The organism is Paenibacillus brevis, assembly GCF_018919145.1.
In the GTDB taxonomy this organism is placed as follows: domain Bacteria; phylum Bacillota; class Bacilli; order Paenibacillales; family Paenibacillaceae; genus Fontibacillus; species Fontibacillus brevis.
This window is the reverse complement of the sequence record NZ_JAHLQJ010000018.1, coordinates 1-16,419: the sequence shown is the minus strand read 5'-3', so window position 1 is coordinate 16,419 and position 16,419 is coordinate 1. Positions and strand designations below refer to the sequence as shown.

The following is a 16,419-nucleotide window of genomic DNA, read 5'->3' as shown; positions in this document are numbered from 1 at the left end:
ACAGCCTTCTTGTGGTCACTTAGACTAGAATTGCGAGTTTAAAAGATGACTTTTTGAAGAACCTCTATGATAAGTTGAATTTAAGAAGCTGCGTAGAAAAAGCATAAGCGTGAAGCGTCCTGACACCCTTACACGTTGTTGTTCCTGGCATAAATTCAATTGTTCAACTTATATAGATTTGGTTATGCAAAAAAGGATGGGTAAGCCGGAGCCAAGCGGGAGTGGATCAGAACGTGTTCACTCCCGCTTTTACGCCCGGAAGAAGAGATCTTCGTGATCTGGAGCGTTTAGCTAAGAGGCCATGTAAGGAAGTGAAGAAGGATGCGTTCTATGCCTTTGCCCATGGAGAATTCCTGGCGGCATGTATTCAAGCTGGACCCTGACCGGACAATTGGCGAACAGGAGCTTGAAGCCGTGTGCACCTCTGGAAGTGATGCGATCATTATCGGCGGCTCCAGCGGTGTAACCTATGACAATACAGAAGTACTGCTAGAGCGGATTCGCCGCTACAAGATCGATTGTGTGCTTGAGGTGTCAGAACTGGATGCGATCGTACCGGGCTTTGACCTTTATTTGATCCCTATGGTACTTAATACGAAGCGTCCGGAGTGGCTGATCGGCCATCATGCGCGGGCGATTGAGAAATACGGTCCCTTCATCCCGTGGGACAGGCTGGCTTCGGAAGGGTACATCGTCCTGAACCCTGAAGCTACAGTCGCCAGGATTACAGAGGCGGATACCTCGCTGGATGCCGCTGCTGCGGCAGGGTATGCGGGGGCTGCGGACAAGCTGATGCAATTGCCGATTGTATATGTGGAATATAGCGGGCGATTTGGGGATATGGAGCTAGTCGGAGAAGTAAGGCGGCAGCTGACACAGGCGAGACTGTTCTACGGAGGCGGGATCACAAATGCGGAGACGGCCAGACAGGCTGCTGCGGTCAGCGATACGGTCGTCGTGGGCAATGTCATCTATTCCAATCTGGCAGGAGCTTTAGAGACCGTAGAAGCCGTCAAGGGCACTCATGACAGGCTCGCCAGCTATTGATGGACAGGATTGGCTGATGTCTGGTTACATCTTTGCCTCATCCTTAATCAATAGGAAGATCAACTATAAGTTGAACTAATAAAGCTGCGTGGAATAGCCATAAGTGTGAAGTGTTCTAACTTCGGAAGCATATGTGTGTAAGCGTTCGTCCTTGTAAGTGGATCTATAAAATGAACTAAAGATGCTCTGCAGAAGGGCATAAGTGTGAAGTGTTCTGAAGTAAAAGCTTTCTGTAAGAAAGCTGCTTCGGAAGCATATGCTCGTAAGCGTTCGCCTTTGTGAGCGGATTTCTACCACATAGTGTCCAATCAAGGAAATTCGCGAACAACAGCGATCGTAGGAATACTTCACACGTTGCTCCCCAGCATGCATCATCATAAGTTCAACTTAAATAGCAATCAACTTATATATCAATTTGAATGACGAAAGGAGCAGTTTCCTGATGCAACCTGTTAACATACAAGAAGCAGTAGAACGCCTCAATCCCCAGCAGCGCCAAGCGGTTGTTACGACCGAAGGCCCGCTGCTCATTATGGCGGGGGCGGGCAGCGGCAAGACGCGCGTGCTTACGCACCGCATTGCGTATTTGATTGCAACACGCAAAGCTCCCCCTTGGGCGATTCTGGCGATCACCTTTACCAATAAAGCCGCCCGTGAGATGCAGGACCGGGTTTCCCGGCTTGTCGGAGGGGCGGAAGGACGCGATATCTGGGTATCCACCTTCCACTCGATGTGCGTGAAGATTTTGCGCCGTGATATTGAACGGATCGGCTTCACATCGAACTTCTCGATTCTGGATTCCACGGACCAGTTGTCTGTAATCCGCAATTGTATGAAGGATATGAACATCGATACCAAGAAATTCGAACCGAAAGCCGTTCAGTCCATGATCAGTACGGCCAAGAACGAATTGATCACTCCCCAGCAATATGAGCAGAAGATCGGGGATTATTTTGAAGGCATTGTGGCGAAGGTATATACCAAGTACCAGCAACGTCTTCGCAGCAACAACTCGCTGGATTTTGACGATCTGATTATGAAGACCATCGAGTTGTTCAAGGATGTGCCGGACGTGCTCGATTTTTACCAAAAGAAGTTCCAGTATATTCACGTCGATGAATATCAGGATACCAACCGGGCCCAGTACATGCTGTGCCGGATGCTGGCAGACAAGCATCACCGGATCTGCGTGGTCGGGGATAGCGACCAGTCGATCTATCGCTGGCGCGGTGCCGATATTACGAATATCCTGAATTTTGAGAAGGATTATCCGGAGGCCAGCACGATCCTGCTGGAACAGAATTACCGCTCGACCTCGACGATTCTGAACGCGGCAAACGGAGTGATCGGCCTGAATTCCGGCCGCAAAGCGAAGAAGCTGTGGACGGACAAGGGAGACGGAGACAAGATCAAGGTATACCATGCGGATTCCGAGCATGACGAGGGATACTTTATCACTTCCGAGATTCAGGAGAGCGTCAAGAAGGGCAAGGGCTACCGGGACCATGCGATTCTATACCGGACGAATGCTCAGTCCCGGGTTATTGAGGAAATTCTAATTAAGTCGGATATTCCTTATCAAATCGTTGGCGGAATCAAGTTCTATGATCGGAAGGAAATTAAAGACCTGCTTGCGTACTTGCGCCTCTTGTCCAATCTGGATGATGATATCAGCATGATGCGGATTATCAATGTGCCTAAGCGGGGCATCGGCGATACGACCGTCGGGAAGCTGGCGGCGGAAGCGGCACAGCGCGGAACATCCATTTACCGGGTACTGGAGACCGTCGATGATCTCGGCTTTACCGGGCGTACTCGTAATGCGCTGGTCGAGTTCTTCGATATGATTGCGGCGCTTCATCAAATGGTAGAGTTCTTGTCTGTGACCGAACTGACCGAGAAACTGCTGGAAATGACGCATTATCGGTTGGAGCTGCAAAATGAGAACACCCTGGAATCCCGGTCCCGTCTGGAAAATATCGACGAATTCCTGTCCGTAACCATGGAATTCGAGAATAAGAATGAGGATAAGACCCTCGTCTCGTTCCTGACGGATCTGGCGCTGATCGCCGATATCGACAGCATGAACGATAACCAGGATGCAGAGAAGCCGAACGATGATGCCGTCGTGCTGATGACGATGCATAGCGCGAAGGGGCTGGAGTTCCCGGTGGTCTTCATCGTCGGCATGGAGGAAGGCGTGTTCCCGCATAGCCGGGCCTTCCTTGATAACGAAGAGCTCGAGGAGGAACGCCGGCTTGCCTATGTCGGCATTACCCGGGCCGAGGAGCGGCTGTTCCTCTCCTGCGCCCAGATGCGCACCCTGTTCGGCCGCACCACGGCGAACCCGCCTTCCCGCTTCCTGCAGGAAATTCCGGAGGAATTAAAGGAAGAAGCGGGAGTGGAACGCGACCGATACCGCCGCGGAGCCGGTATCGGCGGCGCTTACGGCGGCCGCGGCTTTGGCAGCGCGGCCGGCAGCAACTTCGGCCACCGTACCGGTGGTGCCGCCAGCCCGGCAGCGGGCGCAGCATCGCCGCTGCGGGGCGGCGCCCCGGCACCAGCCGGTGGCCGCAATAGCGGGAGCTCACCCGTCACGGTGAGCATCCCGGGCATGGCCCCGTCGCGCACAGGCTCGCGGGGCGGGCAGCCTGCCGCTGGAGACAGCGCCAGCGGCGGCTTCGCTGCCGGCGACAAGGTGTCGCACGGCAAATGGGGCACGGGCACCGTGGTAGCCGTCAAAGGCACCGGCAATGATACGGAGCTGCAGATTGCTTTTCCGGCGCCGGTAGGTGTGAAGCGGCTTCTCGCCGGCTTCGCTCCCATCACCAAAGTGACTGAATAACGAAAATAATTGAGCTATATAAGTTGAACTATAAATACGTAGAAAGGCATAAGTGTGAAGTGTGCTGAAGAAGCGTTCGCCTTTGCGAGTGGATTCTACCGTATCATGACTTAGTTCAATCAGAGAAATCTGCGAACAATAGCGATCGTAAGCACACTTCACACGTTGCCCCCAGAACGTAATACTCAGTAGTTCAACTTATATAATCAAAGGAGGAGTGGTTCCGGGATGGATCCAATGAACAAAATGGAGCAGCTTATCGAGCAGCTGAATCAGTACAACTATCACTACTATACGCTCGATCAGCCTCTTGTCAGTGACAAGGAGTATGACCGGCTGTACGATGAACTGGCTGCCCTGGAGGCACAGACCGGGGTCCAGCTCCCGGATTCGCCCACGCTGCGCGTAGGGGGAGAGCTTCTGGATGGATTCAAGCCGCATCGGCACCTGGCACCTCTTTGGAGTCTCGATAAGGCGCAGAATGAAGAGCAGCTGCTGCTATGGAATGGCCGTGTTCAGCGGCTGATCCAGGATTATAACACCAAGCATCCGGAGAATCCTTTGCCCGCTCCTTCCTATGCCATAGAACTGAAGTTTGACGGCTTGACCTTGAACCTGACCTATACAGACGGCAAGCTTGTTCAGGCTTCCACGCGCGGAAACGGTGTTGTCGGCGAAGGTATTCTGGCCCAAGTCAAGACGATCAAATCCGTACCCTTGTCGATCCCTTACCAGGACGGAACCATTGAAGTGCAGGGTGAAGGGATTATGAATCTGTCGGTGCTGGCCAAATATAACGAGACAGCAGCCGAACCGCTCAAGAATGCGCGGAACGCTGCGGCTGGCGCACTGCGGAACCTCAATCCGCGGACGACAGCCGAGCGGAAGCTGAGTGCCTTTTTCTATAATGTGGGGTATTCGGACGGGATTGAGTTTGCCAGTCATCAAGAGATGATGAGCTTCCTGCGGGATAATCGCTTTAAGGTCAATCCTTATGTGAGCTATCATGATGACTTCAGCAGTGTGATGGACACCCTGCACAGCATTGTGGAGACGCGCTCCAGCCTGGACTATCTGATTGACGGGGCTGTAATCAAGCTGACCGATATGCGCACCCGCGAGGTGCTTGGCTATACCGATAAATTCCCGCGCTGGGCCGTTGCGTTCAAATTTGAGGCGGAAGAGACGACGACCGTGCTCGAATCTGTCACCTGGAACGTCGGCCGCACCGGCAAAATCACCCCGCTCGCCAAGGTCGAAGCCGTAGAGCTGGCGGGAGTAACGGTGCAGAATTGCACCCTTAACAATATCGGCGATATCGAACGGAAAAACTTGAAGTTCGCGCTGGGCACACGCGTCTTTATTCGCCGCTCCAATGACGTGATCCCTGAAATTCTTGGTAAGGTAACAGAGGAGCAGGATGGGCAAGAAATCATTTATCCGAAAGACTGCCCTGCCTGCGGGTTTCCTCTGGAGCAGCGCGGAGCTCACCTGTTCTGCAATAACAGTCTGGATTGCAAGCCGCAAATCGTCAGCCGGATTACGCATTTCGCATCGCGGGACGCCATGGACATTGAGACCTTCAGCGAGAAGACCGCAGAGCAGCTCCACGATGAGCTTCAGGTTCATGAAGCCGCAGACTTGTACACCTTAACCTTCGAGAACTTAGTCAAGCTTGACCGATTTGGGGAAAAGAAAGCCAATAATCTGCTGGCTGCCATCGAGCAGAGTAAGGGGCGCGACTTGTCCTCCTTCCTGTATGCACTTGGCATTCCAAATACCGGCAAGTCGACCACCAAGGTGCTTGCTGATCATTTTCGAAGCCTGGCTGCGGTCATGGCGGCTACGGAGGAGGAGCTGGTATCCTTGCCGGATATCGGCGGCATTGTCGCCGAGAGCATTGTGTCCTTCTTCGCGGATCCATTCAATAAGGCGGGGATCCAGAAAATGCTGGAACTGGGGGTATCTCCGAAGGAGCCTCAGGCGGCGGCCGCGGTTACCGACTCCTTCTTCTCGGGCAAAACCGTTGTCCTTACCGGCACACTGCACCAGCTTGGCCGCGATGAAGCAACGGCCCGGCTAGAGGCGCTGGGCGCCAAGGTGACGGGGAGCGTCTCCAAGAAGACGGACCTCGTGATAGCCGGTGAAAAGGCAGGCAGCAAGCTAACAAAGGCGCAGGAACTAGGCATTCCCGTCATCGAGGATGAGAATGAATTTATCCGGCTGCTGAACGATAACTAAATTTAAATCACATAATCGAGAATAGGTGTCTGATCGGCGAGCATGCTTGCTGTTCTGACTTAAAAGGGAAGGCCGGTGCAATACCGGCGCGGTCCCGCCACTGTAACGGAGGAGCAGGCAGCTTAATCGGCCACTGATCTGCATTGATCGGGAAGGCCGCTGCCGAGTGATGATTCCGGAGCCAGGAGACCTGCCTGTTCTGTCAGCACTGCTGTACCTACGGTAGATAGGGAAGTGTTAGATGAACCGTCATAATGCACTATTATGGAGGCGTCTTTCCCTATGGATATTTCATCGGGAGGGCGCCTTTTATTGAACGTAAAATATATTAATGGGAGTTCAGGTATGAAGGAAGCGTCAGATGTTGAAACGTATTTAAGCAGAATGAAGAATCAGAAAGTAAATTATGACAAGGTGCTAAGAAAAATGATTCAAGATTGGGAGGCAAAGAAGGAAAGGCCAAAAGTGTTACTGCATTCATGCTGTGCTCCTTGCAGCACTTCTTCACTGGAATTTCTTGCAGAACATGCAGATGTTACAATCTTCTTCTCCAATTCGAATATCCATCCTAGAAGTGAATATATGCGGCGGTCTAATGAACAAAAGGTTTTTGTGGAGAAGTTCAATGACCGTACAGGGCACACAGTAGGATTTATTGATGATGACTACCGTTCGAACGTATTTTTTAAAATGGTAAAAGAAGGAGGTTTGACAGAAGAGCCGGAAGGCGGGCTTCGTTGTTCGGCTTGTTTTGATATGAGATTGGATCGTTCAGCTGAAGTAGCGCAAGAAAGAGGATTTGATTACTTCGGCAGTGCGATTACTCTTTCCAAAAATAAAAATAGTCAATTAATAAATGAACTTGGAATCGGTGTGCAACAAAATTATGATTCGCGATATTTACCAAGTGATTTCAAAAAAAACAATGGATATCAGCGTTCAATCGAAATGTGTAATGAATATGATGTTTTCCGACAATGTTATTGTGGATGTTCATTTGCAGCAGAGAAACAAAGCATAGACTTACGAGCAGTGAACAAAGATGCTATAAATTATTTGAAAGCAAATAATCTTAGTTTGAAAAAAGAGACTTACTAGTACAGCCTTATATTCATAAGGGATCTGATGCTGAGCACCGGTTCCTTGCATTTAAAATTTTTAAAATACCTGATATTTGTGTAACTGGAGAAACGCGGTTAAAGTGAGTGGGAAGGGGGATTCCAATGACCTTGCAGCAATTGAAATATATTCTGACCATCGTTAGTTGCGGTACGATAAGCGAAGCGGCAAAGCGTTTGTTTATTTCGCAGCCGAGCTTGTCCAACGCGGTGAAAGAAATCGAGATGGAAGCCGGTATTGAGATTTTCCTTCGATCGTCCAAGGGAATCGTGCTATCAAGCGATGGGGCGGAGTTTCTATCCTACGCTAGGCAAGTCGTGGAGCAAGCCGAACTTCTCGAGCAGCGGTACATGAATCGTAAGCCCTCGAAGAAGCTGTTTTCGATCTCAACACAGCATTATGCTTTCTCGGTTCAGGCTTTCGTCGGACTGCTGAAGGAGCTTGACGTGGACGAGTACGAGTGTACGCTGCGCGAGACACGCACTCACGAGATTATCGAAGACGTACGGAATATGAAGAGTGAGCTCGGGATTATCTATATGAGCGAATTCAACCGTAAGGTGATTCAGAAGATATTGAAAGACAAGGACCTGCGGTTTCATCCGCTGTTCCAAGCGGAAGCGCATGTATTCATCAGTGAGGGGCATCCGCTTGCCTCGAAGTCGCTGCTGGACATTGAAGAATTGGACGACTACCCGTGTTTGGCTTTTGAGCAAGGAGAATATAATTCCTTTTACTTCGCGGAGGAAATACTTAGCACAAGATCGTACAAGAAGAAAATACTGGTCAGTGACCGCGCTACACTATTCAACCTGCTGATCGGGCTCAACGGCTATACCATTAGCTCAGGCGTACTGAATAAGGATCTTAACGGCGAGCAAATCAAATCCGTAAGACTTCGTACGGACGAGAGTATACAGGTAGGATACATCGTCAATCAGAAGGCAAGCTTGAGCCAGCTGGCTGCCGCCTATGTGATGAAGCTCAAAACCGTCATTACAGATTTCGGATATCCGATCATAAACCAAGAGGATGAGCTCGCCTGAGCCCATCCTCTTGGTTGCTATTACAGGGTTGCTCTTACTTCTTTGGCAGCTTGGACAAGGTTCTCCAGACTGGCCCACGTTTCCGTAACACCGCGAGTTTTAAGTCCGCAGTCCGGGTTAACCCATAGCTTGGAGACTTCGATCTTGTCGAGCATGCGGTTCAGCCCTTGCTTAAGCTCGTCGACGCTAGGAATCCGAGGCGAATGGATGTCGTATACGCCGGGGCCGACTTCAGTTCGGAAGCCGCATTCGTTAATCGCATCGATGATGGCTAGATCCGAGCGCGACGCTTCGAACGTAATGACATCGGCATCCATCGCATCGATATCGCGAATGATGTCGCTGAACTGGCTGTAGCACATATGAGTGTGAATTTGCGTTTCGGGTTTAACACCGCTGTGCACAAGTCTGAAGGCAGGAATCGCCCAGCTCAGGTATTCGCTCTGCCAGTCTGAATGACGCAATGGAAGCTTTTCTCTTAAGGCGGCTTCGTCGATCTGGATAATTTCGATGCCGTTGGCTTCGAGATCGAGTACTTCGTCACGAATCGCAAGACCGATCTGAAGAGCGCTTTCCTTCAGGCTGATATCTTCGCGAGGGAACGACCAGTTCAGGATCGTCACCGGACCCGTCAGCATACCTTTGACCAGCTTGTTAGTACGGCTCTTAGCGAACGCCGAATATTCTACAGTAATCGGCTTGCTGCGGCTAATGTCGCCCCATACGACCGGCGGTTTTACGCAGCGTGTTCCGTAAGACTGCACCCAGGCATTCTCAGTGAAGATAAAGCCATCCAGGCATTCGCCAAAGTATTCGACCATGTCGTTGCGCTCGTATTCGCCATGAACAAGGACGTCAATTCCGATTTTTTCTTGCTGTGCAATACATTCCGCGATCCGGTCAAAGTTGAATTGCTTATATTGTTCCTCAGTGATGTTGCCTTTCTTGAAGGCTGCGCGATTTGCGCGGACATCAGCCGTCTGCGGGAACGAGCCAATCGTCGTCGTAGGCAGCGGCGGCAGATTGAATTTCGCTTTCTGGATGGCTTCTCTCTCGGCGAAGTCGGGAAGTCTCGTGAAGTCGGCCTCCGTCAACTCCGCTACTCTCTTCTGTACCGAGTTGTCGTTTGTGAGGCGCGATGCACTGAACAGCTTCTCATTCTCCGTATATAAAGCGGAGGCTTCAGGGCTCGCCTGCTCCAGGATCGACTTGAGTTCTGCAAGCTCGCGCAACTTTTCCTCCGCGAACGCTAAATACTGCTTATTTGCCTCCGGCAGCTTCTTTTCGTGTTTAATCGTGTATGGGACATGAAGCAGCGAGCATGAAGTGCCGAGCACGACTTGGCTTGCATGCTTGCCGATCTCGCGAACGAGGGCAATTGTCTGCTTGTATTGGTTCTTCCAGATGTTCTTGCCGTTGATTACACCGGCGAACAGCACCTTGTCGCTTGCGAAGCCATGCTTGCGCACGAGGTCCAAAGACTGCTTGCCCTCGACGAAGTCGATGCCGATTCCGTCGAACGGCAGCGCTTGAAGCGCCTGATAGCAGTCGCGAACGTCTCCAAAATACGTTTGCAAGGCAACCTTTACGCTGCCTTTGGCGGACAAGATCCCCTTATAAAGCTCCGTGAACAGCGCGATATCTTCCGCAGTCAAATCCGTTACCAATGCAGGCTCATCCAGTTGAAGCCATGCTGCACCAAGCGTGTTCAATTGGTTCAGGATAGCCGTATAAGCCTCGATAACCGCAGGCACGAAATTTTTTGCGTTCTTCAGGCCTGTGAATCTCGCAAGCTTGAGCAGAGTGAATGGTCCGATCAGCACAGGCTTGGTTGCGATGCCAAGCTGCTTTGCTTCCGTAAATTCGTCGAACAGCTTCGATCCGGTCAAACGGATGCTTGTCGCATCGTCGATTTCGGGCACCATATAGTGATAGTTCGTGTTGAACCATTTTTTCATCGCCAGTGCTTTAACGTCGCCTTTGTCGCCTTGATAGCCTCTCGCCATTGCGAAGTAAGTCTCCAACGGGCTTAAGCCGAGCGCTTGGTATCTTTGCGGAATGATTCCAAGCAAGCAAGCCGTGTCGAGCAGTCCGTCGTAGAAGGAAAAATCGTTGGATGGAATGAAATCGACGCCGTTCTCCTGCTGAAGCTTCCAGTGCGCCGATCTAAGCTGAGCCGCCGTCTGCTGCAGTTCTTCGACGGGAAGCACGCCTTTGAAGTATTTTTCGGATGCAAATTTAAGCTCTCTGAGCGCGCCGACTCGTGGATAACCGATAATGGATGTTTTCAATGGTAACAGCTCCTTGCTGAATAGTTGGTTTTAGTATAGATTGCGGAAGCTGCTATCGGGAAACATAAAAAAGCTATGCCCTGGCATAGCTTTTTTCTATGGCTCAGTATTGCGATGATTACCTCTTTACTTAAAAGTGATGCAAGTCATTGAAATTTCCGCTTGGTTCCTTTCATGATAGGTAAGGGTTTGGGGAAGGAGCAGTCCTTCCGGCAATAATGAACCACACTGATACGAAAGATGGAATGCATAATGAATCAGCACGCAATACAGTGGAAACCGTCGCGCTTTAACGCGCAGAGCGGAGAAGATGCAGGAGGAGTAGTGCTGTACAACAGCTATACTGGAGCGATTGCTTCCTTTTCTCCTGAAGAACGGACTCGAGTTCTGGAATGGCTGCGGCCTGGAATGCCAGCACCGGATCCGGCTCCCCCACTGTATGCGAGCTTGATAGAGCAGGGGTTCCTGGTTGAGACAACCGTAGACGAAGAACGCCGTGCCACATTCCTTCACCAATCGATGCATGCGCAGGATACGATGCATTTGGTCCTGCTTGTGACGGAAGCCTGCAATTTTCGCTGTACTTACTGTTACGAGAATTTTCCGCGAGCGACAATGCGCCCCGAGGTCATCGCAGGTCTTGAGGCTTATATGAAGGAACGGGCAAGAACCCTGAATCGTTTGACAATTAGCTGGCATGGCGGAGAACCTCTGTTGGCTCCCCATGTTATTGAACGCCTGTCACGCTCCTTTATGGACTCTTGTGAAGCCAGTGGAGCCGTATATGGGGCAGAAATGTCCACAAATGGCTATTATTTAACCCGGGAACGCTTCGAGCAGATGCTGGATTTGCACGTGGAGCGGTTTATGGTCACCCTGGATGGCGAAGCGCAGGTGCACGATACTCGTCGCGGGCTTCATGGGGGCGGAGGGACATTTGATACGATCCTCCAGAATCTGTTATCGCTTAAAGAAGTAGATCGTCCGTTTGAAATTAATATTCGCGTTAACTTTGACAATAGTAATCTCGATTCTGTAGAACGCTTTATTCCCATGCTTAAGGAATGGTTTGGAGATGATTGTCGGTTTAAGGTGTATTTCCGTCCAGTCGGCTGTATGGGGGGAGAGAATGATCTGAATTTGCCTGTGTGCGACGACCGGACCAAGGACATCAAGATTTGGGAGTTTAATGAACGTGCGATTGCAGAGGGACTTACGGTCAGCAGCTTTATCTCTGATACTTTGCTGCCTACAGGAGCTGTATGCTATGCTGCCAAGCCCAATTCATTGGTGATCGGCTCGGACGGAGTGTTGTACAAATGCTCTGTCGCCATGGAGCAGGATAACAATCGGCTTGGGCATATCCAACAGGATGGAACTCTTGAGATCGATTATGACAAGCTGGCCCTCTGGACAACATCGGGCGAGGAGACGGATGAGAAATGCCGGGCGTGCTTTTTCCGCCCTGCCTGTCAGGGCAACCATTGTCCGTTATATCGAATGCGTACCGGTCAGCGGCCATGCTCTTATGAGAAACGGCAGATCAAAAAAACACTCCGGACCATCTGGCTGCAATCGCAGCAGGAAGAGGAATTTGCCCAAACTTTAGGCTGATGGGCAGCCGCATGAATCCAGGCAGACGCTTGATCTAGATAAGGAGGTGACCAGCATGAAAGTAATTCGTTCCGCAGCCCAAGCGGCTCTTGTCAAAACTGGACGTCTGACCAAGTCAGTCCCAGGCAACTTGAGCTAATTTTCCATCTATGAATGCTTGCCTTAATCCGATCCTGACAGTTCTTAAAAACTGTCAGGATCGGATTTTTTCTAGACAAAGAAACTATTACTTCTTTGATTCGTTCTATCCATAGAGAACTCTACTAAAATATCTATATTTTGGAGGTAAAGATGAAGGGATCATGGTTACATAAAGGGCTCATAGTTTTATTGGCTTCTGTTGTGCTTGCGGGTTGTACCAGCCGTCCGGCACCAGAGGCAGAGCAGACATCCAGCTTAAAGGTTATGTTTTCGGATGAGGGGTACTTCTTCCAGCAATATGGCGATTTATTTGCGATGGAGAAGCCGAACATCGAGATTGAGGTTGTCAGCACGAACCGCATCTATCGCAACAACCCGGATGGCATAGTGGACTATAGTGCGGCTGTTGAGGAATTCATAGAGAAAGAACAGCCGGATGTCGTTATGTTAAATACGGAGACCTATGAGAGGATGGCTTCCGAAGGTAAGCTGGCAGAGATGGATGCGCTTATCGAACGGGATAAATATGATACCGAGTCGATTTATCCGGCTCTTATGGAAATCCTTAAGGATAAGGGGGGCGGCAAGCTGTATGGCTTAGCTCCGACCTTCTATGGCAATGTCATTTTCTACAATGCTGATTTGTTTGCCAAATATGGCATCGAAATACCGCATGACGGGATGACCTGGCAGGAGATTCTTGACACGGCTCGGCGTTTTCCTACCGATGGAGACACAGACACCCGGGTATATGGCTTCGGTACGAATTACGGTATGACGATGGAGCAACTGGCTTCCAATATAGCCACTACACAAGGCTTGAAGTTTATCAATACAGACACCATGCAAGTTACACTGAACACGGACTCATGGAAGCAAGCCTATAAGCTGGCTATGGATGCGATAGACTCTCAGGCTATCTATAACCCAGGTGATACTGCGTTCCAGGGGGGATCAATGGAGGATTATTACAAGAGTCAACCGTTCTTGATGGGACGCATGGCCATGACAGTAGAAGGCCCGTATATGCTTCAAAACCTCAAGGACGTGCAGGATCAGGTTAATGATTATAAGCCGTTCCAACTTGGGGCAGTAGCAGGACCTGTGGATCCGGCGGATCCGGAGACATCCCGGAATATTTTCTTCAACGATATCTTTGGCATTCGAGCCAACTCTCCTAACGCGGATGCGGCTTGGGAATTTATCAAATTCGTTAATAGCGAGAAATTCGCCAAGGTCAAGTCCAGAACGATGAACGGCGGTCTGTTATCCCGAATGAATGTCAGCAAGGAATACAATGGATTAAACCTGGATGTATTTTATAAGCTGAAGCCAAGTCTCAATAGTGATAGTAGTGAGGACTACACCAAAATTCCGGAAGCATTTCATATGGAATACTACGGTATTCTGACCCGAGAGATCCAACTGGCTCAAGACAAGAAGAAGTCTATTGAAGAAGCCCTCCAGACCATTGAGGACGAGTCGCAGGCTTTACTGAATAAGGCAATTAAGGATGAGGCGGCGGGAAAAGGCTCTGATGACGGCAGCACAGCCGGTGAAGATGTCGGTTCAGCCACATCTGGCGAGAGCGGTGCAGAATCCGGCACAGCGGATAATACAGCAAACGAGGTTCGTGTGACGGTAGAGTAGCTTTTGCCATCTATAGATGGATGACGAATATAACATAGACCCCTGCGCGATTCTGCGCTTGGGGCCGACGCTAAATAGCAACTTCAAAGGAGGTTAGCCAAGGTCATGACTAAGGCTAGCCTCTTTTTTTAGGTGCGCCCGGTATGTCCCACAGATATGGTTACGTGTTAGAAATCGACCTGTCGAAATACTTCGATACGTTGAATCATGAACTGCTTCCGGATCTTTTGCGCAAACAAATTGAGGACAAACGAGTTATCGATTTGATCAAGAAGTATCTAAAAATCGGAGGTTATGGAAGGCCGGCTACTTAACTAGTGAGCCTTTCTATGCGACTTTCCAGAGAAACTCTTCTATTGGAAAATAATAGATGATTTTTTGTAACCAGACCGAGGCTTCATACGTATAACCATAGAGACTGTAAAAAAAGAAGGGGGAGCAGAACGTATATTCCAGCTGTTATCAAGCTACATAGGAGAGAGAAACTGAACTACATTTTTAGAATAATCGGGAGGTTATTATGTTTACTATGTTTTCTGAACGAAAGAATAGAAGCCGCATGCGGAAGCTGACCATTGCGGTAATTTGCGGCGTATTAGTGCTTTTGGCCGGATGCGGCCCGGCTCCTACGAAACAGTCAGATGTACGGCGGAGCTTGAAAGTTATGTTTTGGGACGAAGGATATTTCTTTCAACAATATGGTGATTTGTTCTCGATGCGATATGGTGATGTAGATATTGAAGTAGTCAGCACAAATAGTATGTATAGAGGTGGCGCAGTTATCGAAGACCAGTATCAGGCGACGTTAGATTTTATTGAAGAGCAGAAGCCTGATGTGGTTATGGTCGATTCCAGCAGCTATGAAAAGATGGTCTCCGATGGAAAATTGATGGAATTGGATTCATTCATCACGCGCGACAAGTATGATACCGAGTCGATTTATCCTGCATTAATTGAAATGCTGAAGGAAAAAGGGGCCGGTAAATTATACGGGTTGAGCCCGACCTTCCAAGGACAAGCGTTGTTCTATAATGTGGACCTATTTAACAAATACGGTATTGATCCACCGCAGAATAATATTACCTGGCAGGAAATCTTCGATCTGGCACGCCGGTTTCCAACCGATGGAGATGCGGATTCAAGAGTATATGGCTACGGTGCGCAGTACGGCATGAACTTCTCGAGCTTGGCGAGCATGATTTCCTCTACAGAGGGGCTTAGTCAGGTGAACCCGGATACTATGAAAGTGACTATGAATACGGACGCTTGGAAAAGAGCCTACAAGCTCGCATTTGATGCTCTGGAATCAGGCAGTGTGTATAATCCTGAGGATGGCGGATTTTCCGGAGGTTCGATGGAGGACTATTACAAGAGTCAATTGTTTCTGATGGGAAGAATGGCAATGACACTGGGAGATCCATATACTCTGCAGAATATGAAAGAGTCTAAAACTTATATAAAGGACTATAATTCGTTTGAAATTGGTATCGTGGCTGGCCCGGTAGATCCGGCAGACCCGGAGACCTCTCGTAATATCTACTTTAGCGACATTTTTGCAATCCGGGCAGATTCGCCGAATGCGGATGCGGCTTGGGATTTCATTAAATTCATTAATGGAGAAGAATATGCGAAGGTCAAGTCCAGAACACTCAATAACGGACTTTTGTCACGCATGGGATATTCAAAGGAATATGACGGATACAGTCTTGATGCCTTCTATGCCCTTAAGCCCAAGCTGGATCAAAGCGCTTCTTATGAGCGAATGAGCAAGATTCCGAGTGACTTCTATATGCAGTTCTATACGGTTCAAGAAGAGCAATTGAAGTTGGTGCAGGAGAAGAAGAAGTCGGTTGAGGAAGCTTTGCAGGCCATGGAGCAGGAAGGACAGGTTATATTGGATAAGGCCATTAAAGATCAGGAGGCCAATAAAGGAAAAGAAGATACCGGTACCAATGGCGCGGAATCAAGCAGCACCTCCGGAGGAGGCATAAGCATTGAAGTCGGGTCTGTAGATTCTACAGACAAAGAATAAATTTAATAGCTGTACGTGGCTGTAAGGGCCATGATCAGAAGCTGTGCTTCTCTTCATGACCCTTTTTTTATTGCCGCTTAAATTGGAAACATTTACTTATTGTAATCCTATTGTTTACGTGGTAAATTATTATTTGTCGCTTCGGACGGCATCCTGCCGGACAAGATGAAAGAAAAAAACATCTTGACATATCGAAGCGAGGTGAATATAATAAGTAACTGTTCGACAAAATCTGATCTGAATGATAGATGAGTCGAATAATGTAAGCAAGTTCTTTGAAAACTGAACAGATGGAACACGTCAATAAATAAACGATTTTATATCGTCAGTATTGAAATGAGCAAGTCAAACACCTTAATGGAGAGTTTGATCCTGGCTCAGGACGAACGCTGG

General features: G+C 49.3%; 11 protein-coding genes and 1 riboswitch. Of the genes, 10 read left to right on the top strand and 1 reads right to left on the bottom strand.

Translation table 11 applies throughout. From position 1 onward, the window contains the following. The first annotated feature begins 221 nt into the window (after positions 1-221). From KQJ23_RS18565 to KQJ23_RS18540, 6 genes are all read left to right on the top strand, one after another. The gene (locus KQJ23_RS18565; protein ID WP_216480467.1) at positions 222-383 is read left to right on the top strand and encodes a hypothetical protein; all 162 of its coding nucleotides are present in this window, start codon (positions 222-224) and stop codon (positions 381-383) included. Further along, positions 343-1,047 carry a heptaprenylglyceryl phosphate synthase gene (pcrB, locus tag KQJ23_RS18560; protein WP_249529899.1) on the top strand — a complete coding sequence of 235 codons (705 nt, stop codon included), beginning with the start codon at positions 343-345 and terminating at the stop codon, positions 1,045-1,047. The genes KQJ23_RS18565 and pcrB overlap by 41 nt, the downstream gene beginning before the upstream one ends. Positions 1,048-1,489: 442 nt before the next feature. Then, complete coding sequence (gene pcrA, locus KQJ23_RS18555) at positions 1,490-3,892, top strand: DNA helicase PcrA (protein WP_216480407.1); 2,403 nt, start codon at positions 1,490-1,492, stop codon at positions 3,890-3,892. Between the two features lie 228 nt (positions 3,893-4,120). Beyond that, on the top strand, positions 4,121-6,133 hold the full coding sequence (gene ligA, locus KQJ23_RS18550; RefSeq protein WP_216480406.1) for an NAD-dependent DNA ligase LigA: 2,013 nt from the start codon (positions 4,121-4,123) through the stop codon (positions 6,131-6,133). Between the two features lie 6 nt (positions 6,134-6,139). Further along, positions 6,140-6,345: riboswitch (cobalamin riboswitch) on the top strand. Positions 6,346-6,478: 133 nt separating this feature from the next. Continuing rightward, positions 6,479-7,231, top strand: a complete 753-nt coding sequence (locus tag KQJ23_RS18545; protein ID WP_216480458.1) for an epoxyqueuosine reductase QueH — start codon at positions 6,479-6,481, stop codon at positions 7,229-7,231. Between the two features lie 125 nt (positions 7,232-7,356). After that, complete coding sequence (locus KQJ23_RS18540) at positions 7,357-8,298, top strand: LysR family transcriptional regulator (protein ID WP_216480405.1); 942 nt, start codon at positions 7,357-7,359, stop codon at positions 8,296-8,298. A gap of 20 nt (positions 8,299-8,318) precedes the next feature. Here the strand turns inward: KQJ23_RS18540 and metE are convergent, their stop codons facing one another. Continuing rightward, entirely contained in the window at positions 8,319-10,589 is a 2,271-nt protein-coding gene (metE, locus tag KQJ23_RS18535) for a 5-methyltetrahydropteroyltriglutamate--homocysteine S-methyltransferase (RefSeq protein WP_216480404.1), read from the bottom strand. Between the two features lie 252 nt (positions 10,590-10,841). On the opposite strand from metE, the gene KQJ23_RS18530 reads away from it, so the two are divergent. The 4 genes from KQJ23_RS18530 to KQJ23_RS18515 all read left to right on the top strand — a co-directional run bounded on the left by KQJ23_RS18530 (position 10,842) and on the right by KQJ23_RS18515 (position 16,026). Beyond that, positions 10,842-12,203: a radical SAM/SPASM domain-containing protein gene (locus KQJ23_RS18530; RefSeq protein WP_216480403.1), complete on the top strand. Its 1,362-nt coding sequence runs from the start codon at positions 10,842-10,844 to the stop codon at positions 12,201-12,203. Positions 12,204-12,494: 291 nt separating this feature from the next. Next, entirely contained in the window at positions 12,495-13,994 is a 1,500-nt protein-coding gene (locus tag KQJ23_RS18525; RefSeq protein WP_216480402.1) for an ABC transporter substrate-binding protein, read from the top strand. 143 nt (positions 13,995-14,137) lie between these two features. After that, the gene (locus KQJ23_RS18520; protein ID WP_216480401.1) at positions 14,138-14,308 is read left to right on the top strand and encodes a hypothetical protein; all 171 of its coding nucleotides are present in this window, start codon (positions 14,138-14,140) and stop codon (positions 14,306-14,308) included. A gap of 206 nt (positions 14,309-14,514) precedes the next feature. After that, positions 14,515-16,026, top strand: coding sequence for an ABC transporter substrate-binding protein (locus tag KQJ23_RS18515; protein ID WP_249529898.1), 1,512 nt, complete (start codon positions 14,515-14,517; stop codon positions 16,024-16,026). Positions 16,027-16,419: the final 393 nt, after the last annotated feature.

What these genes read in the sequence shown, in the direction of transcription:
- pcrB (WP_249529899.1), top strand. Translation starts at nt 343, where the DNA reads ATGGAGAATTCCTGGCGGCATGTATTCAAGCTGGACCCTGACCGGACA.
- pcrA (WP_216480407.1), top strand. Translation starts at nt 1,490, where the DNA reads ATGCAACCTGTTAACATACAAGAAGCAGTAGAACGCCTCAATCCCCAG.
- ligA (WP_216480406.1), top strand. Translation starts at nt 4,121, where the DNA reads ATGGATCCAATGAACAAAATGGAGCAGCTTATCGAGCAGCTGAATCAG.
- KQJ23_RS18545 (WP_216480458.1), top strand. Translation starts at nt 6,479, where the DNA reads ATGAAGGAAGCGTCAGATGTTGAAACGTATTTAAGCAGAATGAAGAAT.
- KQJ23_RS18540 (WP_216480405.1), top strand. Translation starts at nt 7,357, where the DNA reads ATGACCTTGCAGCAATTGAAATATATTCTGACCATCGTTAGTTGCGGT.
- KQJ23_RS18530 (WP_216480403.1), top strand. Translation starts at nt 10,842, where the DNA reads ATGAATCAGCACGCAATACAGTGGAAACCGTCGCGCTTTAACGCGCAG.
- KQJ23_RS18525 (WP_216480402.1), top strand. Translation starts at nt 12,495, where the DNA reads ATGAAGGGATCATGGTTACATAAAGGGCTCATAGTTTTATTGGCTTCT.
- KQJ23_RS18520 (WP_216480401.1), top strand. Translation starts at nt 14,138, where the DNA reads ATGTCCCACAGATATGGTTACGTGTTAGAAATCGACCTGTCGAAATAC.
- KQJ23_RS18515 (WP_249529898.1), top strand. Translation starts at nt 14,515, where the DNA reads ATGTTTACTATGTTTTCTGAACGAAAGAATAGAAGCCGCATGCGGAAG.